Consider the following 23748-nt stretch of genomic DNA (forward strand, 5'->3'; position numbering starts at 1 on the left):
AGCAAAGGAAGGCCATGACTCCTTCGTCAACGGGCAGTGCCGACCCGACGTTGCCCCCTGCCGACACGACCCACCACGACAGCCTGCTCGAAAGTGTGTTGTGGATTTGCGATCACTACGGCCAAGGTCCATCCCGCGACGCATTGCTCGCGGGACTACCCCGAGCAGGCCTGCTATCGCCGTCGCAGGCTTTGGCGGCACTGAGCAATGCCGACCTCGCCGCAGGCCTGTTCGAACGCCCGCTGCACGCCATCGTGCCGCACGTCTTGCCGGTCATCCTGTTGCATAGCCGTTTTGGCAGTTGCGTTTTGCTCGGCCGGCGCGCCGATCCCGATCCGGAAGCCAAGGGCAAACTGCTGTATCAATTGATCGTGCCCGACGTCGGCAGCGAGCCGGTGGAGTACACCCAGGATCAGATGAAGGAGTTCTACGCCGGATACGCGATTTTCGTGAAGCCGCGTGCCAAGGTGGACAAACGTGCCGGCGAAGAAACCAGGCCAAGCGTCGGCCATTGGCTCTACGGCACACTCTGGCGTTTCCGTCGCTACTACGCCAGCGCCGCGCTCGCCGCCCTGCTGATCAACGTGCTCGGGCTGGCCAGCATCTTCTTCACCATGAATGTCTACGATCGCGTGGTGCCGAACCAGGCGTTCGTAACACTGTGGTCGCTGGCCATCGGCGTGGGCATCGCGATGGTTTTCGAAGCCGCGTCGCGCTTCATCCGCTCACACCTGCTCGATGTCGCAGGCAAGAAGGCCGACCTGTTGATGGGCAGCATGCTGTTCCATCAGGCCATGGCGATCCAGATGGAACGCAAGCCTGCCTCGGCCGGTTCGTTCGCCAACCGTGTGCGCGAGTTCGAATCGGTGCGCGACTTCGTCACCTCCGCCTCGTTGTCGGCGTTGTCGGACCTGCCGTTTGTCTTGATGTTCATCGGCGTGATCTTCGCCGTCGGCGGGCCGCTGGGCTGGATTCCGCTTTTGATGGTGCCGATCATCCTGATCGTCAGCATCGTCATGCAATGGCCGCTGGCTCGCACCATGCGCGAGAACCTGCGCGAAGCCTCGCTCAAGCAAGGCATCCTGATCGAATCGATCGAGGGCATGGAAACGCTCAAGGCGGTAAGCGGTGAAGGCCGCATGCAGAAGCGCTGGGACGAATTCAGCGCACTGACCGCCGCTTCGTCGATGAAAGCACGCGAGCTGTCTAGCGGCGCCACCAGCTTCGTCACCTTCCTGCAGCAGTTCCAGACCATCGCGATCGTGATTTTTGGCGTGTATCTGATCAGCGACGGTTCGCTGACGCAGGGTGCGCTGATTGCCACGGTGATGCTGGCCGGCCGTGTCACCGCGCCGCTCAGCCAGGTGCTGGGCCTGGCCTTGCGCTTCCAGCAAGCCAAGGCGGCGATGCAGTCGCTCAACGACCTGATGGAGATGCCGGTCGATCGCGACGCCACGCAGGAATACCTGCACCAGCCTTCGCTCAGCGGGCAAGTCACGCTCAAGGACATCGGTTTCGCTTATCCGCAGACCGGCATGATCGCCAATCCGCCGATCCTCACCGGCATCAACCTGCAAGTACGGCCCTGCGAGCGCATAGCCATCCTGGGGCGCATCGGCAGCGGCAAATCCACCCTGCTGCGATTGATTGCGCGACTGTACCGCCCCACGCAGGGACAAATCTTCAGCGACGATATCGATGTCGCACAGATCGATCCCGCCGATTGGCGCCGCGCGGTCGGCTTCGTCAGCCAGGAAGCGCAGCTGTTCTACGGCACCTTGCGCGAGAACGTGATGATCGGGCGACCCGACGCCACTTCTGAAGAACTTTTGCGCGTGCTGCGCCTGACCGGCCTGGACCAGATCGCCGCCGGCCATCCGTTGGGTATCAATCTGCCGGTAGGCGAAAACGGCAGCGGCCTGTCTGGCGGCCAGCGCCAACTGGTGTCGCTTGCGCGTACGTTGCTTGCGCGGCCCAAGCTGCTGTTGCTGGACGAACCCACCAGTGCGATGGACGCGCAGACCGAAACACAGTTCCTGGAGCATCTGGCCCGCGCCACCGAAGGCCAGACGATGATCGTCGTGACGCATCGCCCTTCGCTGCTGTCGCTGGTCCAACGCGTGGTGGTGGTCGATCAAGGCAAAGTGGTCAAGGACGGACCGAAAGAACAGGTATTGGCGAGCCTCGCCGCTACCAACAAGGTCACCGGGGCGCAAAGGATTGCACCATGAAACTGCTAGACAAGCTGCGGCAACGCAGCGTCCAGCCGCGCGTGTCGCGCGCCGATGCCGCCTTCATCGACGACCTGCAACAGTCACTGCTCACCCAATCCACCGCCGGCACCAAGATCGTGCTGTACCTGATCTTCGTGATCCTGGTGGGCGGATTGGTCTGGGCGCGCTTTGCCCACGTGGAGGAAGTCACCCGTGGCGAAGCCACCGTGGTCGCACGCAGCGGTGACCAGGTCATTCAAAGCCTGGAAGGCGGCATACTCGAAACGCTCAGCGTGCGCCAAGGCGATACCGTGAAGAAGGGCCAGCTGCTGGCCAAGATCGACCCGACCCGTGCTGAAACCAGCTATCGCGAAGCCTGGGCCAAGGCGATCGGCCTGAAGGCCACCATTGCACGCCTGCGCGCCGAGGCCTATGGCACGCCGCTGACCTTTCCCGGCGACGTGAAAGAGGCCGGCAAAGCGCAGATCGAGCAGGAAACCCACGCCTACGATGCGCGCAGGAAAGCCCTCAACGAGGCCGTCGCGGCCTTGCAGAAGAGCTACGACCTGCAAATGCAGGAACTGGCGCTATCCGAACCTCTGGCCGAAAAAGGTTTGCTTTCCGAGGTGGAATTGTTGCGCATGAAACGCCAGGCCTCCGATGCCAAGGCGCAGATCGTCGACCAGCAAAACCGCTTCAAGGCCGACGCGCAAGCCGAACTGGTACGCGATGAACTGGAATTGTCGCAAACCCAGGAAAACGTGGTCGGCCGCGCCGATGTGCTGCTGCGTACCGACGTCACCGCGCCGGTCGACGGCATCGTCAAGAAGGTCAGCATCACCACGCTAGGCGGTGTGATCCAGCCCGGCGAGCACATCATGGAAATCACGCCACTGGAAGACACCTTGCTACTCGAGGCACGCGTAAAGCCTTCCGACATCGCCTTCGTGCATGCGGGCGAGCCGGCCATGGTGAAAATTACGGCGTATGACTACGGCATTTACGGCGGTCTCAAAGGCAAGGTGACCTTCGTCAGCCCAGACACCCTCAAGGACGACCAGAAAGCCGCCGCCGGACGTCCCGATGCCACTTATTACCGCGTCGACGTAATAACCGACAGCAACGCACTACATGCCGGAGGGAAAACCTTTCCGATTCTTCCCGGCATGACCGGCACCGTGGATATCCGCACCGGTGAAAAAACCATCTTCGACTACCTGATGAAGCCAATCTTCAAGGCTCGCGAAGCCTTCCGGGAGCGCTGAGCCGTGACGAGCGAATTAAAGCGCCCTTCGACCCGCAGGCGTGGTCAAGCGGCATTGCCGCTCTGTATCGGCCTGATTCTGTCGCCGCCTTTGGCTCATGCGACTCATGACGAATTCATGCAGGTATGGCACCGACCGGCCGTCGTCACGCCGCCAGAGCCGGCAGTGGCGAAGCCACCGGCGCCTGCATCCATCACGCCTCCGGTCCCCAGTACCAAGCCTGCAAGCAATGCCGCCGCTGAAGCTTCTCTCGCGCTTTCCGCGTTGAAGGATGAGCAACAACGCCTGACCCGAGGAATCACCGCGCAAAACCAGGCCAATCTGGCACAGACAGCCGCCGAAAACGAACGCCTGCTGCTGACCGGCCAGGTCGTCGCCCCGGTGGCGCCCACCGCGCAAACACTGGCGCCACCGGCACCTTCGCTCAATCTCAACGTACCCGACAAACCTGCGTTCGACAGACATCCGCCAGCCGAAAATCTGAAAGACAAGCGCGCCGGCCTGCTGGTGCAAATGCTCGACGACCGCTCCGTGCGCGACAGCGATTGCAATGCCCTGACCGAAATCGGCTTGAAGCAATGGCTTGGCGATGCCGTACGGCAGGCGGCTAGCCGCACACCGCAACTGAAGCAAATTTACGCCGAATATTTGGCCGCAGAAGCGGACGTCGATCAAGCCAAGGGCCAGCGCTGGCCACAGCTGTCGATTACTGCGCAAACGCGTGAAAAATATTTTGGATCCGAGCGCGACGTGCCGCCAAATCCCGGAAATTCCATCGGCCTTAACCTCTCAACCACGGTGTTCGATTGGGGACAAAACAGCAAAACCGTCGCAAGCCGCAAGGAACTGGCCACGGCGAACGATGAGCACTACCAGGCACAGTTGGAAGACCTTGCCTATCAAGTCGTCAACACCATGCTGGAGCTGGCACGGCAGCGCAACGTGGTCGATCTGTACCAGCACTATGTCGACCGCATGCAGCGCCTGTGCGACATGCTGGCTCAGATCGTCAGGGCTGATCGCGGTCGTGCCAGCGAACTGACCCAGGCGCAGGCGCGCCTTCTGCAAGCGGAAACCAGTCGCGATGCGGCGGCCGCCAAAGCGCGCGATGCCGAACTGACACTACACAAGCTGATCGGCAATCACCCCGTATCACTTCCACGGGGATCGGACTGGCCCATTGAACGAGCCAACCTCTCCAATCTGCTGGCCAAGGCCGAGCAGCATCCCGCAGTCCGCCAGGCGGCCTCACAAGCGCGCGCCGCCGACCTCAACGCCGATGCTACGCGCGCCTCGAGCAAACCCAAGCTGAGCTGGGTCGTTACTGGCAATACCGGTCGTGACGACGCCGGGTTCCGCCAGCCATGGGCTACCTACCTGCAGGTCAGCTGGCCGCTCTTCAGCGGCGGTTCGCAGCGCGCCGCAACAGCGGCTGCCCAATATCGCACCGAAGCACAATGGCACAACGCCGAGCAACAAAAGCTCGATTACGAATACCAATTGCGCACTGCCGACGAAGATGCACGCTCATCGTTCCAACGCGCCAGGGAATACGATGCCCTGTCCCAACAAACCGACCGCATTCGCAAGGGTTTCTTCGAACAGTGGTACCAGCTTGGCCAGCGCTCGCTGCTGGATGTGCTCAGTGCAGAAAGCGACTACTACAATAATCGCATCGGTGAAGTCGGCAGCCGCTTCGACGCTTATCAAGCCGTCATGCGCGAATACGCATCTGCCGGCGACCTGGTGAACTGGCTGAACACCGGTGGGTATAGGTAAGTATTCGGCCGCCGCACATCTTTAGAAACGGCTTACATAATCTTCATCTCAAGCTGTCCGCAGCGCACTCCATCACGAGTCAAAGATCAGCAGACAAACAGCGCTCCAACGCGATGATGCGTTCAATGGTAGTGCCCTATTCGCATTTGGCGACACCCATGACACAACGACCTGGATCGCCTCGTACATCGTCGTCAGCTTCGCCCGAATCCTCGATGGCTAACTTAGCAATAAAAACAGTCCCATATAAATCCTCAGCACGCCAAATTAACGTGCGCAATGAAGGTCTTTTTGCCTAGCAACGTGACGTGAATACGCACCGTTTCAGCGGCCTTCGATTTGATGGTTTTTAAAATTCAACAAGGACTGAATCATGGCAGGCAATGCCCCGCAATATCCGGCACCCGACATCCCGGTAGACATCACCAAGCCGGTGAGCCATCCGGTGATTAAGCACGTCTACGATGCCAGCGGCACCGAACTCTCATCCGGCATGCGCACCGACGATCCGCGCCCCACCATTACCGGCCACGGTGGCCAGCCCGGCGCCACGGTTTACATCATGTTTACCCAGGGCGGAAACAGCTATACGGAGCTCGGCAAAGCGATCGTGCAGCCGGATGGCGCCTGGAGCGTGCCGCTGTCCGCGGATCTCCCGCAGGGTGCGCAAAGCAGCTTCTACGCCATGCTTTCAGACGGCCCCCATGATTTCGTCAGCGACCCCTTCGTGTTGAACGAACAAGGCCTGACACCTTCGCCAAAACCGCTTGGCGTAACGTCCATCCATGACAACGGCGGTGAACACCACAACGGCGATACGATCGGCGGCGGCAGCTTCACGATTTCCGGTGTAGCGGCGCCCAATGGCTATTTGCAACTCTTTGTCGACGGCCAGCAGGTGGGAACCCCTCCCGTGGATGCTCAGGGCCACTGGCAGATCACGAGCGACGTGTGGCTTCTGGCGGGCAATCTTTCCGAAGGCGCGCATACGCTGATCGTGATGCAAGATGGTCACGCCAGCCAGCCATTTGAATACATCGTATCCAGCGATGCGACAGCCCCTACGGACCCCGTGCAGCCGGTAGAGCCGGTTCAGCCTGTCGATCCGACGGATCCCGTCGAACCGGTGGAGCCGACCCTGCCTACGGATCCTGTGCAGCCACCGGCCGCCACGATCACGCAAGTCAATAACGATGGTCAATCCATTCATGACGGCGATACCGCACATGAAGGCGGCTTTGCGCTGACTGGTACCGTCGTCCAGCCCTACACCGCCATCACTATCTACGACAATGGTCAGCCGATTACGACAACCTATGCTGACAGCAACGGCAATTGGAACGCGGTCTTCGGTCTCCAGAGCGCTGGACAGCACCAACTTAGCCTCGACCCCAGCGGCGCCGACGCCTTTACTGTGAACATCGAAGCATGGCCGGCACCGGCCATCACGTCCGCCAACAACGATGGCCACGACGTGCATAGCGGCGACACCATCCATGAAGGTGGCTTTGCACTGACCGGTACCGCCCAGCCCTACACGGCAGTCACCATCTACGACAACGGCCAGCCGATTACGACAACCTATTCTGACAGCAACGGCAATTGGAACACGGCCTTCGGTCTCCAGAGCGCTGGACAGCACCAACTCAGCCTCGACCCCAGCGGCGCCAACGCCTTTGCGCTGAACGTCGAAGCATGGCCGGCACCGGCCATCACGTCCGCCAACAACGATGGCCACGATGTGTATAGCGGCGACACCATCCATGAAGGTGGCTTTGCATTGACCGGTACCGCCCAGCCCTACACGGCAGTCACCATCTACGACAACGGCCAGCCAATGACGACGGCCTACGCCGACAACAACGGCAACTGGAACGCTTATGTCGGCTTTCAGGGCACCGGACAACACGAACTCAGCCTCGACCCCAGCGGCGCCAACGCCTTTGCACTGAACGTCGAGGCATGGCCGGCACCGGCCATCACGTCCGCCAACAACGATGGCCACGATGTGTATAGCGGCGACACCGTGCACGAAGGCGGCTTTGCATTGACCGGCACCGCCCAGCCCTACACGACCGTTACCCTCTATGACAACGGCCGGCCGTTCGCGACCGTCTACACCGACAACAACGGCAACTGGAGCGTGTATTTCGGTCTGCAAGGCACGGGACAGCACGCTTTCTCGCTGACACCCGACGGCCAGGCAGCCTTTACGCTGAATGTCTCCAACGACACACCGATCGTCGATCCGGTGGTACCGCCCACCGAGCCGGTTGTTCCCACCGATCCGGATCAGCCCGGCAATCCAGATCAGCCCACCGATCCCTCGCTGCCGGTGGAGCCGTCGCGGCCGGCACCGACCCTGGATGGCATCTTCGTCATCATCGGCGATCACGAGCGACAGGAAATCCCGGCTGGCGGCAGCACGGACAACCACCTTCTGTATTTCTATGGCACTGCGCCGGCCGGCTCCAGCGTGAACGTGTTTGACCGCGTGACGGGGACAGTCAGTCTAGCCTTCGCGAACGAAGACGGCTTCTGGTCTACGTATGCCGCTGCTCAACTGTCGAACGGTCATCACGAGTTCTACGTCACCGCAGTCAATGGCGATACCAATGGCGCTATCTATCCCGTTGACATCGGCACGGGCATCAACCCACCGATCGTCGATCCGGTCGAGCCGCCCACCGAGCCCTCACAACCCGCAGACCCCACCCCCATCGACCCCACCCAGCCCACGGATCCGGCTTCACTGTCGATCACAGCTATTAAGGACGATGCGGGTGCGCATCACGATGGCGACAAGCTGGCTGTCAACGGCGCGGCCACCCTGGAAGGTACGGCAGCGCCCAATACCTGGGTGAAGATTCTTGTCGATGGCCGCGATTATGGTTTAGTACAAGCGGACACGATGGGCCATTGGCAAACCTCGTTCGGCCATTACGGTTTGCAGGGTGATCTGAGTGGCGGTACGCATACTGTGGTGGTCTCGCAGGGCGATGTCGCCAGCGAGCCATTCGAATACGTTACCGCACCGATCGATCTCCATGTCAGCCTGAACGTCACCGCTGATCAAGCGGTCTATCACGCGGAAGGCGAGGCGACACCGGGTGCGGTCTTCCAGATGGGCGTCTACGTTGGCGCCTCGGTCACCGTATATGAAGTGACCGCGGACCAAAACGGCCATTGGTCGCAGGACCTGCAGACAGCCCCAGAGAAAATCACCATCAACGCTGGCTCCAACGTGCTTGATACCGTCACCTTTGACTGGACCGGCTCAGGCACAAGCCCTGTCGAACCGATTCAGCCCATTGAACCCACCGATCCAATCACACCAGTGGATCCGGTCACGCCGTCCCCGGTGCACGTCACCATCGATGGCCTGGTCGATCGCAGTGGCGACAGTGCGCAAGACGTGGTCAATGGCGGTGTGTCGCACGACTTCAATCCGCTGATTCACGGCCAGTCGTTGCCGTATGCGACGGTGTCCATCACCGACCAGCTCACCCAACAGGTCATTGGCACCGTCAAGGCCGATGCAAACGGCAACTGGACGCTGAGCAGCGAAATCCTTGCCGACGGTCACTATCAGCTGGTCGCATCGACCTACTACTACAGCAGCGAATCGTTCTCGGTGGACGTTGCGCACACCAACGTCAATCCCCTGGATCCATCGCTGGTACCGCCCGCCAATGGCAGCGTTACTATCGAGGGTGTCTTGGATCGCGGCGGCGATCAGGTACATCTGGTGGAAGCCGGCGGTGCCGTTCACGGTGGTTACAGTGCCGATAGCTTCATGCAGGTCGTTGGCCATGCTGATCCAGGCACCCTCGTCGAGGTATTCAACCAGGCCAATGGTTCGTGGATTGGCACGACGACCACCGACGCAAACGGCATCTGGACGCTCCGCGTGCTGCCATCCGAATCGCACTACGACTTTGTGGCCAGCCCACTAAGCCATCCACAACAGACGACCCCGTCCTTCTCGGTGGATGTCATCAGTCAAGCCACTTCGCCGGTGGCACCACTGGCGTTAGCCATCACCGCTGCGTATGACCATGATGGCGTGCTGGCCAGCGGTGCAATCTCCGACGTGACCCAACCCGGACTGCAAGGCACTGGTACGCCCAACAGCGTCGTGGATATCTACGACGGGAATCATTACCTCGCACAAGTCATAGTAGGACCCAATGGTCATTGGGAATTCAGTCCAACCACCTGGCCGGTATATTCAAAGGAACTGTCCGCAGGCGAACACTCGCTGACGCTTCACAGTGATGGCCAAATCAGCGAGCCTTTCCAACTGGCGGTGCAACCGATGAGCCACAGTGGCGAGAGTGCGGTGTCCTTGCAAATCGCAGACTTGCTCGTCACGCATGACGATGCATTGTTCTTGGCAGATACCCGAGGCACTTCGCATCACGCGGATCCTGCCACGGTCCATCTAGACGTGAGCGACCTTACCCACGCCCAACCGGGTGGCGCTCATGCCGAAATCGATGCAAGGGCGAGCCATGTCGTGTTGCACCAGGAGGAGCTGTCGCATAACTGATAGCGCCCATGTAAATCACTCCAAAAAAAAGCGCGCCGGAAGGCGCGCTTTTTTTTGGGGATATCGGATCAGAGAAATCAAACGCGCACACCATGGTGAATAAGCTCAACTCCCCGCTACCTGAGAGGACAGCAATTCGCTGTAGCCAACACGCGAATCCGGCCAGCACGGACAAAAGCCACTGGCTCGCAGACGTGCATTGCTGAGCCGCTTGCTACCGACACCCGCGGGCGCAGCCCCCTGAGCAGCAAATGGGGCGGCTACCAACGCTGCAACGCTGTCGTATAGAACATCCAGCGGCAACGGCGTGTCGTCCACGCCTAAATACAACGCTTGCGGCTCCGACAATGCCAGCAGATGTACGATGGCCGCTGCAGCGTCATCGATGTGCATGCGATTGGCCCAATGCTGGGGCTCGCGCGAAACCTGCGCCTGTCCCGTGCGCAAACGCTCCACCCATTGCAGTCTGCCTGGCCCGTATAGCCCGGCTAAACGCAACACCACTGATCGAAAGGGTTGCGCCGATAGCCATTGTTCGGCTTCCAGTAGCACCTCGCCATTGAAAGCCAACGGTGCGGGTGGGGTCTGCTCATCCACCCAGTCCCCATGGTGTTCGCCATAGACGGCACTGGACGAGACAAGCAGCACCCGCTCCAGCCGCGTCGTATCAAGTGCGTATAGCAGATGGCGCTGCCCATCCACGAAGGTCGCGCGATAGGCACTCCGCTCACGTGCCTTGGGTGCCGGCAGATAGATCAACTGCGAGATGCCATCGGGCAGCCCGGAAAGGGTCTCCGGGCGAGTCAGATCTGCCTGTATCCAACGAACGGCTTCATCATCCTCGACCACTGGATGACGACGCAAAGCGAAGACTTCGTCGCCACGCGCCTTCAGCCCCTCCGCAACGCGCAGCCCCAGATCGCCGCACCCTGCCAACAAAACCCGCTCAGCCATGGATCATCCTCAAACTCGTGCCTATTCTACGAAGACAACGACGAGACAGGCGGGTCTTGCCGCCAACCCGTTGGCCGAGTGACATTTCATAGCACGGAAGCATGCATCCCATACTAAAATCGGCCCATGAATCCCTCCTGCAACCTGTTCCTGGTCGGCCCGACCGGTGCCGGCAAAACCTCGATCGGCCGGCAGCTGGCGATACGCTATCGCTTGCCTTTCGTGGACCTGGACCAGGAAATCGAGCGCCGTTCCGGCGTTCCTGTCAACACCATCTTCGAGATCGAGGGTGAGGCAGGCTTTCGCCGGCGTGAGCAGGCCGCACTTGAGGAATACAGCCACCACCAGGGCATCGTGCTGGCCAGCGGTGCCGGCGCCGTGCTCGATCCAGGCAACCGCAAGCATCTGGCCGAACGTGGCTACGTTGCATGGCTGCAGGTAAGCGTGCCGGCGCAATTGCAACGCCTTGCGCAAGACACCACCCGCCCGCTGCTGGCAGACCCGGATCGCCAACGGAAGCTGGAAACCATGGCCGCAACGCGCACGGCGCTTTACGAAGAAATCGCCGACCTGATCATTCCGCACCTTGGCGAGCACGAAGGACTGAGCGCCGCTACCAAGCGCTGCGTTGCACTCATCGATCAACACTGGAACCGGCAAGCCGCATGACCCGCACTGTTACAACCGAAACCATCGACGTCACGCTCGGCGAACGCAGCTACCCCGTGTGGATCGGCCGCGGCCTGCTCGACGATCACGCACGCTGGCGCGCTGCCGTGCGTGGCCGGCACGTCCTGGTGATCAGCAATCACACCGTGGCGCCGCTATACCTCGAGCGTGTTTCCCGCGGGCTCGATGGCCTGAAATGGTCGTCGTTCCAACTGGAGGACGGCGAAGCGCACAAAACCTTCGCCAACGTCGGCCATGCGCTCCATGCCCTGTCCCAACTGGGCGCTACGCGCGATGCGTGCGTTATCGCACTGGGCGGCGGCGTGGTGGGCGACCTGGCCGGCTTCACCGCAGCCTGCTGGATGCGCGGCATCGATTTCATCCAGATGCCCACCACGCTGCTGTCGATGGTGGACTCTTCAGTCGGCGGCAAGACCGGGGTAAATCTGCCCGCCGGCAAGAACCTGGTCGGCGCGTTCCATCAACCACGCGCCGTCATCGCCGACATCGGCACGCTCGACAGCCTGCCTGAGCGCGAATACCGCGCCGGCCTGGCGGAGATCATCAAAGGGGCAGCCATTGGCGATCCCGAGCTCTTCACCTGGCTCGAACTGCACGCCGATGCCCTGCACCGCCGCGACGAAGCGAGGCTGATACAGGCGATCGCCGCCAAGGTGCGCTACAAGGCAGGCGTGGTAGCGCGCGACGAAACCGAGCAGGGTGAACGCGCCCTGCTCAATCTCGGCCACACTTTCGGTCATGCACTGGAAACGGCGGGCCACTACACCACGCTGCTGCACGGCGAAGGCGTAGCGATCGGCATGCTACTGGCAGCCAGGCTGTCCGAGCGATTGGGCATGAGCGCCGCTGCCGATACCGAACGATTGGGCGCACTGCTGCACCAAGTCGGCTTGCCGACGTGCGTACCGGCCGGTTTCGATGCTCGCCAGTTGCTGGCTTTGATGCATCTGGACAAAAAGAACACCGCCGGCTTGCTGCGTCTGATTTTGTGGCGCGGCATCGGGCAGGCGGAAATCGTATCCGGGGTCGGCGAATCGGATGTCCTGGCAGTGCTGGACGAAGCAATCGGCGTGCATACCCGCTAACGCGGCGATACGCTCATCCGCCTCAAGAGGTCTTTGAGCCGGGTGTTTTGGGGGCTTTTCCATCCTTTGCTAGGCTAGCCCCCTCCCTGCCCCTAGAATGGCGGGGTCGCGGCACACATGCCGCTTATCCGTGCCGCTATGCGCCTCTACCTGCAAACCATGCCCGCCTCGGCCGAGCCGCCGCGCTACGTCCAGATCGTGCTGGAAGAGGATCTGCTTGGCGGCTGGACGCTGTACCGCGAATCAGGCGTACAGGGCGGCCGTGCCACCCTCAAGCGCGACCAATACCTGGAACGCGACGAAGCCATCGCCGCCTTCGAGAAAATGCGCGACGCCCAGCTCAAGCGCGGCTTTCGCGTGATGTTTGCCCAAGGGCTGGATGGCCCTTACGGACGCCGATAAATGCAAACTCCCCTGAAGAACGATCGCTTGTTGCGCGCCTTGCGCCGCGAGCCCGTCGACACCACGCCCGTGTGGATCATGCGCCAGGCCGGCCGCTACCTCCCGGAATACCGTGCCACCCGCGCCAAGGCCGGCAGCTTCATGGCGCTGGCGCAGAACCCCGAACTGGCTTGCGAAGTCACCCTGCAACCGCTGCGGCGTTTCGATTTGGACGCGGCGATCCTGTTCTCCGACATCCTCACCATTCCCGATGCGATGGGGCTTGGCCTCTCGTTCGCGCAAGGCGAAGGTCCGCAATTTGCGCATCCGGTGCGTACGCGCGCCGATGTCGACAAACTCGGCGTCCCCGACATGGAAACCGAGTTGCGCTACGTGATGGATGCGGTGCGCGTGATTCGGCGCGAACTGGACGGCAGCGTGCCGTTGATCGGTTTCTCCGGCAGCCCCTGGACGCTCGCCTGCTACATGGTCGAAGGCCAGGGCTCGCGAGACTTCGCCACACTCAAGGCGATGTGCTGGAACGAGCCGACCACCGCCCATGCGCTGCTCGGCACGCTGGCACGCTCCGTCGCTGCTTATCTGTGTGCGCAAGCCGCCGCGGGCGCGCAAGCGCTGATGGTGTTCGACACCTGGGGCGGCATGCTGGGGCCCGCTGCGTTTCGCGAGTTTTCACTGCGCTATCTGGAGCAAGTGGTCGACGCGTTGAAAGCGGACGAACACGCACGTCATCTGCCGATAATCCTGTTCTCCAAGGGCGCCAACAGTCATCTGGCCGCGATGGCCGACACCGGCTGCGCCGGGCTTGGCGTGGACTGGACCATCGATATCGGTGATGCGCGTGTCGCCGTGAACGGCAAAGTGGCGTTGCAGGGCAACCTCGATCCGGCCGTATTGCGCGCCAGCCCGGAAATCATCCGCCGCGAAGCGCGCAAAGTGCTCGACAGCTACGGCAAGCATCCGGGACACGTATTCAACCTCGGCCACGGCGTGACGCCGGAAGTCGATCCGGAGCACGTAAAGGTGCTGGTGGACGAAGTACACGCGTACAGCCGCACGCTTCACGCTGCCTGATTGCTCCCTCCCCCTGCCCAAGCAGAGGGAGGGAGCATGGATCAATGCAGCGACACCGTCAGCGTGGAAGGCACCGCCGTCGAGGCGCTGAACGTCACATCCCTGTTCAACGGCGTCACACCCGCATAGCGCAGATCCGCCGTATCGATCACCAGCGCCAGCTGATCACCCGGATTGATCTGCCAGTCGGTCGCTTCAAGATTCATGGCGATGGTCTGCGGAACGCCAACCATGGCGTTGCCGATCGTATACGGCTTCCACGTCATCAGCTGGCCGATACCCGAGGCGTTGACGTCGTAGAGATATGCCACCAGCGTGAGCTGGTTGCTGGTCGGCGTTACGGTTACCTGCAATGACGGCATGCCCGTCAGATTTTGTGCCTGCGTAGCCGGCTGACCCACCCACACACCCGCATTCCAGCGATTGACCAGCGGTAGGGCCACGGCAGGCGGCAGATTCAAAAAGCCGGTCAAAGCACCGCTGACAAAAGCCACGCCAGTCGTCGCCGCGGTCAGGTAACCGCCGGTGATGCCGTATTGCCAGCCGCTGGCAGTACCTGTCGCCAGACTGCCCGTGCATTGATACAGCAGGCCGCAAGAAACCGGCCGCGTGAGGTTGTACGTCACGGCGCCCTGCTGCACGGCACTCCAGTCCGCAAACGTGCTCCACGTACCGGTCTGCGATTTCAGCTGAACCGATTGTTGACTATCGATGCCGTTGTTCACCCCCTTGAGGTAATGATCAAACCACTGGTTGACGGCGGTATAGATTTCATTGGGAAAACCGTAGGCGCCCAGCAGCTCCGCCGTGGTGTGATCACCATGCGAGAGCATCATCATCTTCGGCACGGTGAGCTGGTTCTAGAAATTGACAACCTGGCTCGGCACGAACAGGCTGTCTTCGAAATCGTTGGCCACGAAGACGGCCGTACCGTTCGCGTTGATCTGCGCCACATCATTGATCGGCGAGCGCGCCGGCGTATTGGGATCGCCCAGCACCGCCTGCACGGAACCGGCATAGTTGCCGGCAAGCACATCCTGATTGACCTGCGCCATCAGTGCGCCCGGCTTGCCGAGATAGCTGGCCAGCGACAGCACGCCGATGCCCTGCAGGCTGGGCGTCTGGTTGGCATCGAGCGAGGCCAGCAAGTCCGCCCACGTGCTCATCGACGCTACCGCCTTGATGCGCGGATCGTGCTCCGCCGCGAGCAGGCTGGTACCCGCACCGTAAGAGATCCCGGATACGCCGATTTCATTCGGATTGGATGGCGTGTTGTTCAACGCCCAGGTGATCACCGTGCTGACGTCACCCACCGTAAGCGGCCCGGCAATGTCGATATAGCCGCATTGCGGATTCGCCGCGCAGCCCGTACCGAAACCGCGCGAGCTGTAGCTGATTACCACGTAGCCGTCATTGGCAAGCACATTGGCCTCGCCCACGTATTCCGTATACGAGGAGGCCCAGCTCGACGGCATCACCACCAACGGAAACGGCCCGCCGCCTTGCCCGCTGGGCACTGCGACATACGCCTGGAGCTGATAACCATCGGGCGTGGAAATGGAAGTCAGCGTACCGGGAAGACTCTGCGCCTGCGCCGGAGCCCCCAACACGAACATCGATGCCAACAAAACGAACGAGACCGCTGCATGTCGCATATCACCCTCCGAGACAGGACCAGACAAGCGTGACGTGACGCACATACGTACGCGTACGCATGGCGATGCGCAGATGTGCTCTCGCCGGGGTGATGTCGACGTGAATACGTGAGGGCCGAAACTCTGCATTGCCCGGAAAATCAGCCAAAAACAGGCCTTCTGGTGATCCATCGCGAACGTGTTAATGCACAAATGCAACCGTGTTAATACATAAAAAAACGGGAGCGTTTTCGCCCCCGTTTCACACCTCGCTCACGTCACGGCGATGACATCGTCACGCACGCATGTCTTCCAGCTCGATACCGCGCGTTTCGCGCACGGCCTTCATCACGAACAACAAGGAAAGGAAGGCAAACAGCGCATACAGTCCATAGGCAAAGCTGAGACCGACTTCCGCCAGCCAGGGAAAGGTACTGGTGATGGCGAAGTTGGCCACCCATTGCGCGGCTGCCGCCACTGCCAGTGCGATCGCGCGAATGCTGTTGGGGAACATCTCGCCCAGCAATACCCACACCATCGGCCCCCAGCTCAGGCCGAAGCACACCACGTAGGCATTGGCCGCCACCAGTGCAACGATGTTCCAAGGCGCAGGAAGACTCAGCGCTGCACCGCTGCCGGCTGCCTGTGAGAAACACCAGGCCATCATGCCGAGCGTAACGGTCATGCCGGCCGAGCCGATCAGCAGCAACGGCTTGCGACCGATCCTGTCGACCAGGGCAATAGCGACCAGGGTCACCAGCACATTGAGGATCGAGGTGGCCACCGAAATGGTGAACGAATCGGCATCGCTGAAACCGACCGAATGCCACAGCGTCTTGGAGTAATAAAAGATGACGTTGATGCCGACAAACTGTTGAAACACCGACAGCAAAATGCCGACCCACACGATCGGTAACAATCCACCCTTGGGGCCGCGCAGATCGCGCAGGCTGGGACGGTATTCGGCGCGCAAGCTATGCGCGATATCGCTGATTTTCGCATCCAGCGAAGCATCGCTGTGCATGTCCAGCACTTTGGCCAGCACTATTTTCGCTTCCGGCAGGCGCCCGCGCGCCACCAGGTAACGCGGCGACTCCGGCACACCCAGCACCAGCACGCCGTAGATCAGCGCAGGCACCGATGCGACCAGGAACATCCAGCGCCACGCCTCCAACCCCAGCCACAACACGCGGGATTCGCCCCCGGCCGTGCTCGCCAGCCATGCATCGCTGAGCAGCGCCACGAAAATGCCCAGCACGATCGCCAGCTGCTGCATCGAACCCAACCGCCCGCGCACGTTGGCCGGCGATACTTCCGCGATATACGCCGGCGCGATCACCGAAGCCATGCCCACACCGATGCCGCCCACTACGCGCCAGATCGCCAGCTGCCACACGTTGTGCGCCAACCCGGCACCCAGCGCACTGAGCAAGAGGAACAACGCCGCTACCTGCATGGTGCGCACGCGGCCCATGCGGTCGGCCAGCGGGCCGGCATACCAGGCACCCAGCGCCGAACCCAGCAATGCACAGGACACGGCAAAGCCGATCTGCGCCACGCCCAGGCCAAAACCCGCGCGTACCGCGTCGACGGCGCCGTTGATCACCGCGGTATCGAAGCCGAACAGGAAACCGCCGATGGCCGCTGCGGCCGCGATCAGCACGACCCGCGCCGTGGTTCGCGACGCTTCCCCAAGCGCCGCATCGGCGGATGTGTCTTTATTGAGATTCATGGCAATCATGCTCCCCGCATGATGGTTTCAGAAGTGGATCGATTCTGCTCAGGAGTGCGCGGGTTGTCCGGTTGAATACGTATGCATGGAGGAGGCGAGAGTGAGTGGAGATGAGTGAGAAGTGAGAGAAAGCCCGATTCTTGGCCGCTCACGCCCTTCTCTCCCGTCTCACTCTTCAGCACTTCCGGCTGCCTGCTCAAAGAACCCCCGCACCTGCTTCAACTCGCGCGTGCGCGGCATCGGCGGCAGGCTGGCGAGAAACAGCTTGCCATAGCCCTTGGTGGTCAGGCGCGGATCGCACAGCACCAGCACGCCGCGGTCGTGCACGTCGCGGATCAGGCGCCCGGCACCCTGCTTCAGCGCAATCACCGCCGTCGGCACCTGCCAACCCATGAACGGGTTGATGCCCGCCTGCTCCAGCGCCTCCAGCCGTGCTTGCAGCACCGGATCGTCCGGCGCGGCGAACGGCAGCTTGTCGATCACCACTACCGACAGCGCTTCGCCGGCCACATCCACACCTTCCCAGAAACTCGCAGCGCCCAGCAGCACGCCATGGCCGCTGGCGCGAAATTCTTCCAGCAACTGATGACGCGGCGCGGTGCCCTGCACGAACAACGGCCAAGGCACACGATCGGCCAGCAACTCAGCCGCGCGGCGCAACGCGCGATGCGAGGTGAACAACAGGAAGGCGCGGCCGTTGGAGGCTTCCAGCACCGGCATCACGGCATCGATCACGCGTTCGGTGTAATCGCGTGCAGCAGGGTCAGGCAATCCTTCAGGCAGGTAGCACAACGCCTGCTTCGCGTAATCGAACGGACTTTCCAGACTCATCGTCTGCGGATCGTCCAGGCCGAGCTGACGCGCGAAATGCTCGAAGTGGCCCGCTACCGACAAGGTGGCCGAGGTGTGGATCCACGCCGCACGTGTGCGCTCGCGCATGGTGCGCAAGGGCGCCGCCAGATCCAGCGGCGTGGCGTGCAAGGCGAACCCGCGCGGAAACAATTCGTACCAGCGCACGTCCTGTTCGGAATGTTCCTCGATGATGCGATCCAGACGCTCGGTCAGGCTGCCGGCGCGCTCGTGCACATTCATGAAACCGCGCGAACGCTCCGCCTGTGAAGCGAGCACATCGGTGAGCGCCGCGAGCAGTTCGCTCACGTCGCGCAGCAGATCCGGCACACCTTCGCGCTTGAGCAACTCGTGGAAAGGTCCGCGTGCGGGCAAGGGCTCCAAGGCCAGGCGCAATTTCCGCACCGCTTCCTGCAATGCCTCGATCGGCTCCAGCAGCAAACCGATCGCGCCGGTAATGCCGTTGCATTCGCCCAGGGCATCCTGCGCCAGCTCCGTCAGTTGCCGCGCGCTGAGGCTCTGCGAAAAAAACTGACCCGCGAGTTCGGGAATCTGGTGCGCCTCGTCCAGGATGAAGGCCTGCGCGCCAGGCAGGATTTCACCGAATCCTTCCTGTTTCAAAGCAAGATCGGCAAACAGCAAATGGTGATTGACCACCACCAGATCCGCTTCTTGCGCTTCGCGGCGCGCGGTGACCACGTGGCAGTCGTCGTAAAACGGACATTCCACGCCAAGGCAATTTTCCGGCGTGGAGGTAACGCGCGGCCACAGCGGCGAATCCTCCGGCACTTCCGCCAGTTCCATACGATCGCCACGGCGCGTGCGCGCCGACCATGCACGAATCGCGGCAAGCTGCGTCGCTTGCGTGCGATCGAAACTGGCGCCCTCGCGCACCGTCTGATCCAGCCGGTACAGGCATAGATAATTGGCGCGCCCCTTCAACAGTGCCGCCTTCAGTCGCGCGCCCAGCACTGAGCGCACTTTCGGCAGATCGCGAAAGAACAGCTGATCCTGCAAGGCCTTGGTGCCGGTGGAAACGATCACCCGCTGGCCGGAAAGCATCGCCGGCACCAGATAAGCGTAGGTCTTGCCGGTACCGGTGCCGGCCTCAGCAATCAGCGTTTCACATTCGGCAATCGCATGCTCCACCGCCTTCGCCATCGCCTGCTGGGCAGGCCGCGGCGCAAAATTCGGTAGTTCGCGGGCAAACGGGCCGTCGGCGCCGAGCAGCGCGCCGATGTCATCGGATTCGGTCATGCCGCAGAGTATCGCCTACCGCGATGCGCAGGGGAACGCGCTTGGTCGAGCCCATCCTGCCTGCAAAACAAACTCGCCGGCAGCCCGTGCTCTTTCGCACGTACTAGTGCCTGATTACGAGTTGGACGCAACGCCCTCGGAAGCTTCCACTACGCGGCCAATCCCTTCTGCCTCGATCGCCTTCATTGCTTCCCGCAGAGTCGACGCATCGCATGCCCGGTCCACCCCGATCCGAAACAGCAACTCGCCTTCGGCGCTGCGCGAAGAATGGATGGAGTCCAGGTTGATGCCGCGCTGCTCGAATACCGAGAGCAAGGCGCGCAACGATCCTGGCTTGTCCATCGGCAGGAACACGCTGATAAATCGCGGTTCGTGCAGGTCCGCAAGCAGATAGCCCAGACGCTCGAACGCATAACTGCCTTCTGCCGCGGCCCGTTCACCGACGTAGCTGCGGCTGCGGTCCAGCAATTGCTCGCGCATCCGGTCGCGGGCGGCGTCATCGCCGTTGCGCACCAGATCGCAGAGCGTATTCAAATGCCCGGACAATCGCTCCAGCATCGGCGCGACGTAGGGATTCTCGAACTGGATGTCCTGATAGATCGCCGGATTGCCGGCGAGGATGCGCCGCGTAACGGCCATGTCCAGCTCATAACCCACCGAACTGAAAGGGCGTATGCCGTCCAGGCCGCCGACCGCCGGAGCCAGCTCGCGCAATACCGCGCCCTGCGCTACGTGCGACGCATGCACCATGCCTTGCACAATCGCCATCACGCGGTCGTGCTGCTCGGCCTCGGCGCGCACGCAGTCGGCTTCGCTGGCGACGAGGAAACGTTCCAGCCACGGACGCCAGCGATCCAGGCGCGCTTCGCACACCACCATCGCGCGACCGCGCAAGGTGGCGGATTTCGGCGCCGCGCTCATCGGATGCAGGCCGACGACTTCCGCTAGCGAAGTCAGCATGGCGGCCACCGGGGCCACCTTGGTGGAAGTGATGTCCAGCCACAACTGATCGCGTTCGATGCCCGCCGCCTGCTCCACGTAATGACGGATCACGGCGGGCGTGTGGCGAATCGGCGCACAAAACACCAGCACGTCGACGGTTTCGATCAGCTCCCGCTCGGATAAACCGGTATCGCCGACCGGATCGCGGCCATGCACGCGCAGCCCCATGCGCTGCTCAAAAAAAGTGCGCAGCCAGCGCCCGTAAGAGCCCTGGCTTCCGACCAGACCGATCCGTGGCTGTTGCACGGGATTTAGAAACGCTGGATGCCGGCTTCGCGGCAATCGCTGACGCTCTTGCTGGCGGCAGCGGCGCCGGCGGCATCATTGGCGTGCTGGCGGATCTCCACGACGGTCTGCCAGTTACGTGCGCACAGCGGACCTTGCTTGGAGCCGAGCGACCAGGATTGCTGCGCCAGCTTTTCGGCCAGGTCATAGTTGCCCATGTAGATGGCCAGTTCGGCCCGGTCCTGCAGTACGTCCGGCGAATTGGAGCTGCGCTTCAGCGCCATGTCCAGCTTGGTCTGCGCCGCATCGAATTGGCCGCTGCGCTCGTCGTCGCGCGCGCCCTGCTGCAGGGCAACCACGCCGGGATCGACCAGCGGATGCACGTTGATCACCGATTTGTCGCGATCGCCGGCAGCGTGGATCTCGGCCACCATCGTGGCGTTGGATTTTCCCGGCGGCTGCTTGGGTGCTTCTGGCACCGGCTGGCCGCAGGCGGCAAGCAGGACACCCGCCAGGGCGGCGGGCACGAGCGGAAAGGCGCGAAACGAGCGGAACGGCATGATCATTCTCAGCAATTAATGGGCGGTGGCTGGATTGGCGTCGGCCGGCGCCGGGGTACTGGAGCCGGAGCCGAACAGATTACCCACCTTTTGCCAGAAACACCCCTCCGAATCGCTGGACAGCGAACCGGCGATCACCGGCACCTGCTTGGCGCCCTCGCACTGCGGGTCGCTGCGCTTGCCGTCAGCCGGGTTGATCCAGGCCATTTCCAGGCCCTCGCCCGGGGCCGCCGACAACGGCTGGGCCGGCAGCTTGCGGAACAGCTCCTGCCATTCGCGCAGCGCGCCGGTGGCGCCGAACAGGTGGCTGGGCTTGTTGTCGTCGCGGCCCATCCAGAACACGCCCAGGCGGTCCGCGGTGAAGCCGGCGAACCAGCTGTCGCGCAGATCGTTGCTGGTGCCGGTTTTGCCGGCTACGTGCAGCCAGGACAGGCTGGGGATCTCCGCCAGCGTATGCGCCGTGCCGTAGATCGCCACCTGCTGCATGGCCCAGGTCACCAGTCGCACAGCCGGCTGATATTCGCCCTGCCCGCTCTGCACTTCATAGCGCTTGATGGTGTGGCCATTGCCGTCGACCACGCCGCTGACCGCCAGCAAGGGCAAGGCATGGCCATCGGAAGCGAGGTATTGATAGAGCTGCGCCACCTGGATCGGCGCCAGGTCGATCGCGCCGATCAGCAGCGAAGGGCCCGGCTGGATCTTGGTCAGGCCGAACGAATCCAGGAAGGCCTTGATGCGCGGCACGCCCACTTCCAGGCCCATGTGGATGGTGGCCAGGTTCCACGAATGCGCCAGCGCATCCACCATCGGCACCATGCCATGGCTCTGGTTGTCGTCGTTGTGCGGCGTCCACGGCGTGCCGTCGGGCTGGCGCATGCTGATCGGCGAATCGTCCAGCTCGGTCGCCAGGTTCCAGCGACCGGGTTGGGTCAGCGCCACCAGGTACACGAACGGCTTGATGGTGGAGCCGATCGGCCGTTGCGCGTCCAGCGCGCGGTTGAAACCTTGGTCGCCGGGCACCTTGCTGCCGACCACGGCAAGCACGCTGCCGGTCTTCGCATCGGTGATCACTGCCGCGGACTGCGTATCCTCGCCGCGCTTGCCCAGGCTCTTGATGGTGGTGTCGATCGCCTGCTCGGTAAACAGCTGAGTAGCAGGATCGAGCGTAGTGAAGATCGACAGATTGCCCTGCTGCAGCGTTTCTTCGTCGAAATCGTTGGTGATCTGCGCGCGCACCAGCTGCATGAAGGCCGGGAAGCGGTCATGCGGCAACTGCCCGTTTTCGATCACACCCAGCGGCGTGGCCTGCGCAGCCTTCGCCTGTTCCGGTGTAATCAGGCCAGTGCTGGCAAATTGATCCAGCACCAGGTTGCGGCGCGCCAGCGCGCGATCGGGATAGCGGCGCGGGTCCAACTGGCTGGGGCCCTTTACCAGGCCGACCAGCAAGGCGATTTCCTGCGGTCGCAGAAATTCCAGGCGACGCCCGAAATAGAACTCTGATGCCGCAGCGAATCCGCGCACGGCCTGACTGCCTTGCTGACCGAGGAATACCTCGTTGATATACGCATCGAGAATGCGCGCTTTGTCGTAGTGCATTTCCAGCAGGATCGACATCAGCGCTTCGTTCAACTTGCGCCCCATCGTCTGGTCACGACTCAGGAACAGGTTGCGCACCAGCTGCTGGGTAATGGTCGACGCACCCTGCACCGTGTGGCCGGCGCGCAGGTCGGCAAACGCCGCGCGCAAGATGGCGGTGAAATCGATACCGATGTGGTGCTTGAAGTCACGATCCTCGACCGCTTGCAAGCCGCCGATCAGCAGCGGCGGCACGTCGCTCAGCTGCACGATGCTGCGGTCTTCCTGCTCGGCGCCGTATACGGTGGCGATGCGCGCCGGGTCCAGGTGCGTGGACTGGATCTCTTTATTGGAAAGCAGGTCAGTGACCGACTCCACCAAGCCCTGTCCCAACACCACGCGGATGTGCTTGGGCAATTCGCCGCCATCCGGGCCGGCGTAGCCGCGCGAGGAAATGTAGTAAGTGCTGCCCCGTTTGGCCCAGGAACCAGGCACGTCGCCGTGGCCGTCGGAGACATAGCCGGAGAAGGTCAACTCCACCTCCAGCGTGGCCGGGTTCATCGGCACGCCGGCGGCAAGGCGCAGCGGCTGCGAATAAACGCGCGTGGGCACGGCAAAGACCAGGTCGTTGAACCGGTTTTGCACGCGCTTGTTCAGGATCAGCGAGTACGGCAGCACGAAACCGAAAAGCAGGCCCGTGCAGACCCAAAAAGGAATGCGCAGCCAGGGCCAGCATGCGCTTGCGATGGATCGAAGTCGGCTCAGGAAGTCCAACGTGGGGGTGTCCGGTGACAGAGTTCAGCGATCATAGGGCGCGGCACCCGGCGGCCGGATGAACGCAGCCCCTGCAGAAATGGCATAACACGGGCATCCAGGGGGATTACCTATGACGCCATCGCGTCG

The 23748-nt window shown here is 62.2% G+C and carries 16 protein-coding genes; 8 read left to right on the forward strand and 8 right to left on the reverse strand.

The annotated features are described in order from the left end of the window. The first annotated feature begins 14 nt into the window (after positions 1-14). From ISS99_RS21790 to ISS99_RS23605, 4 genes are all read left to right on the forward strand, one after another. Positions 15-2231 carry a type I secretion system permease/ATPase gene (locus tag ISS99_RS21790; protein ID WP_204633689.1) on the forward strand — a complete coding sequence of 739 codons (2217 nt, stop codon included), beginning with the start codon at positions 15-17 and terminating at the stop codon, positions 2229-2231. Next, positions 2228-3478, forward strand: coding sequence for an HlyD family type I secretion periplasmic adaptor subunit (locus ISS99_RS21795; protein WP_204633690.1), 1251 nt, complete (start codon positions 2228-2230; stop codon positions 3476-3478). Before ISS99_RS21790 ends, ISS99_RS21795 begins: the two co-directional genes overlap by 4 nt. A gap of 3 nt (positions 3479-3481) precedes the next feature. Continuing rightward, the gene (locus tag ISS99_RS21800; RefSeq protein ID WP_204633691.1) at positions 3482-5257 is read left to right on the forward strand and encodes a TolC family protein; all 1776 of its coding nucleotides are present in this window, start codon (positions 3482-3484) and stop codon (positions 5255-5257) included. A 373-nt stretch (positions 5258-5630) separates the two neighbouring features. Continuing rightward, entirely contained in the window at positions 5631-9809 is a 4179-nt protein-coding gene (locus tag ISS99_RS23605; RefSeq protein ID WP_204633692.1) for a hypothetical protein, read from the forward strand. A 105-nt stretch (positions 9810-9914) separates the two neighbouring features. Here ISS99_RS23605 and ISS99_RS21810 read toward each other — a convergent pair whose 3' ends face one another. Then, entirely contained in the window at positions 9915-10763 is an 849-nt protein-coding gene (locus ISS99_RS21810; protein WP_204633693.1) for an NAD-dependent epimerase/dehydratase family protein, read from the reverse strand. Positions 10764-10889: 126 nt separating this feature from the next. Here ISS99_RS21810 and ISS99_RS21815 point away from each other — a divergent pair, with 126 nt between their 5' ends. The 4 genes from ISS99_RS21815 (at position 10890) to hemE (ending at position 14011) form a co-directional block, all read left to right on the forward strand. Further along, positions 10890-11432: a shikimate kinase gene (locus ISS99_RS21815; RefSeq protein WP_204633694.1), complete on the forward strand. Its 543-nt coding sequence runs from the start codon at positions 10890-10892 to the stop codon at positions 11430-11432. After that, positions 11429-12538 carry a 3-dehydroquinate synthase gene (aroB, locus tag ISS99_RS21820; RefSeq protein ID WP_204633695.1) on the forward strand — a complete coding sequence of 370 codons (1110 nt, stop codon included), beginning with the start codon at positions 11429-11431 and terminating at the stop codon, positions 12536-12538. Before ISS99_RS21815 ends, aroB begins: the two co-directional genes overlap by 4 nt. 138 nt (positions 12539-12676) lie before the next feature. Continuing rightward, complete coding sequence (locus tag ISS99_RS21825; RefSeq protein WP_204634018.1) at positions 12677-12940, forward strand: WGR domain-containing protein; 264 nt, start codon at positions 12677-12679, stop codon at positions 12938-12940. Beyond that, on the forward strand, positions 12941-14011 hold the full coding sequence (hemE, locus tag ISS99_RS21830; protein WP_204633696.1) for a uroporphyrinogen decarboxylase: 1071 nt from the start codon (positions 12941-12943) through the stop codon (positions 14009-14011). It begins immediately after the preceding gene. Positions 14012-14052: 41 nt separating this feature from the next. On the opposite strand, the gene ISS99_RS21835 is transcribed toward hemE, so the two are convergent. The 7 genes from ISS99_RS21835 to mrcB all read right to left on the reverse strand — a co-directional run bounded on the left by ISS99_RS21835 (position 14053) and on the right by mrcB (position 23619). Then, positions 14053-14850 carry a CocE/NonD family hydrolase C-terminal non-catalytic domain-containing protein gene (locus ISS99_RS21835; protein WP_239538541.1) on the reverse strand — a complete coding sequence of 266 codons (798 nt, stop codon included), beginning with the start codon at positions 14848-14850 and terminating at the stop codon, positions 14053-14055. Between the two features lie 21 nt (positions 14851-14871). Beyond that, positions 14872-15666 carry an alpha/beta hydrolase family protein gene (locus ISS99_RS21840; RefSeq protein ID WP_204633698.1) on the reverse strand — a complete coding sequence of 265 codons (795 nt, stop codon included), beginning with the start codon at positions 15664-15666 and terminating at the stop codon, positions 14872-14874. 274 nt (positions 15667-15940) lie between these two features. Then, on the reverse strand, positions 15941-17377 hold the full coding sequence (locus ISS99_RS21845) for a sugar porter family MFS transporter (protein WP_204633699.1): 1437 nt from the start codon (positions 17375-17377) through the stop codon (positions 15941-15943). 168 nt (positions 17378-17545) lie between these two features. Then, complete coding sequence (gene yoaA, locus ISS99_RS21850) at positions 17546-19483, reverse strand: DNA repair helicase YoaA (RefSeq protein WP_204633700.1); 1938 nt, start codon at positions 19481-19483, stop codon at positions 17546-17548. 114 nt (positions 19484-19597) lie between these two features. After that, complete coding sequence (locus tag ISS99_RS21855; RefSeq protein ID WP_204633701.1) at positions 19598-20731, reverse strand: prephenate dehydrogenase; 1134 nt, start codon at positions 20729-20731, stop codon at positions 19598-19600. A gap of 5 nt (positions 20732-20736) precedes the next feature. Continuing rightward, positions 20737-21270, reverse strand: a complete 534-nt coding sequence (locus tag ISS99_RS21860; protein WP_204633702.1) for a tetratricopeptide repeat protein — start codon at positions 21268-21270, stop codon at positions 20737-20739. Positions 21271-21285: 15 nt separating this feature from the next. Further along, the gene (gene mrcB / locus ISS99_RS21865) at positions 21286-23619 is read right to left on the reverse strand and encodes a penicillin-binding protein 1B (protein WP_204633703.1); all 2334 of its coding nucleotides are present in this window, start codon (positions 23617-23619) and stop codon (positions 21286-21288) included. Positions 23620-23748 lie beyond the last annotated feature (129 nt).

Source organism: Dyella mobilis, from assembly GCF_016904945.1.
GTDB classification, from domain to species: domain Bacteria; phylum Pseudomonadota; class Gammaproteobacteria; order Xanthomonadales; family Rhodanobacteraceae; genus Dyella_B; species Dyella_B mobilis.

Excerpts from the sequence above, each read along its gene's own strand:
- ISS99_RS21840 (WP_204633698.1), bottom strand. The coding sequence starts at position 15,666 with ATGCGACATGCAGCGGTCTCGTTCGTTTTGTTGGCATCGATGTTCGTG.
- yoaA (WP_204633700.1), bottom strand. The coding sequence starts at position 19,483 with ATGACCGAATCCGATGACATCGGCGCGCTGCTCGGCGCCGACGGCCCG.
- ISS99_RS21845 (WP_204633699.1), bottom strand. The coding sequence starts at position 17,377 with ATGAATCTCAATAAAGACACATCCGCCGATGCGGCGCTTGGGGAAGCG.
- ISS99_RS21815 (WP_204633694.1), top strand. The coding sequence starts at position 10,890 with ATGAATCCCTCCTGCAACCTGTTCCTGGTCGGCCCGACCGGTGCCGGC.
- aroB (WP_204633695.1), top strand. The coding sequence starts at position 11,429 with ATGACCCGCACTGTTACAACCGAAACCATCGACGTCACGCTCGGCGAA.
- ISS99_RS21835 (WP_239538541.1), bottom strand. The coding sequence starts at position 14,850 with ATGATGATGCTCTCGCATGGTGATCACACCACGGCGGAGCTGCTGGGC.
- ISS99_RS21860 (WP_204633702.1), bottom strand. The coding sequence starts at position 21,270 with ATGCCGTTCCGCTCGTTTCGCGCCTTTCCGCTCGTGCCCGCCGCCCTG.
- hemE (WP_204633696.1), top strand. The coding sequence starts at position 12,941 with ATGCAAACTCCCCTGAAGAACGATCGCTTGTTGCGCGCCTTGCGCCGC.
- ISS99_RS21825 (WP_204634018.1), top strand. The coding sequence starts at position 12,677 with ATGCGCCTCTACCTGCAAACCATGCCCGCCTCGGCCGAGCCGCCGCGC.
- ISS99_RS21795 (WP_204633690.1), top strand. The coding sequence starts at position 2,228 with ATGAAACTGCTAGACAAGCTGCGGCAACGCAGCGTCCAGCCGCGCGTG.
- ISS99_RS23605 (WP_204633692.1), top strand. The coding sequence starts at position 5,631 with ATGGCAGGCAATGCCCCGCAATATCCGGCACCCGACATCCCGGTAGAC.
- ISS99_RS21810 (WP_204633693.1), bottom strand. The coding sequence starts at position 10,763 with ATGGCTGAGCGGGTTTTGTTGGCAGGGTGCGGCGATCTGGGGCTGCGC.
- ISS99_RS21790 (WP_204633689.1), top strand. The coding sequence starts at position 15 with ATGACTCCTTCGTCAACGGGCAGTGCCGACCCGACGTTGCCCCCTGCC.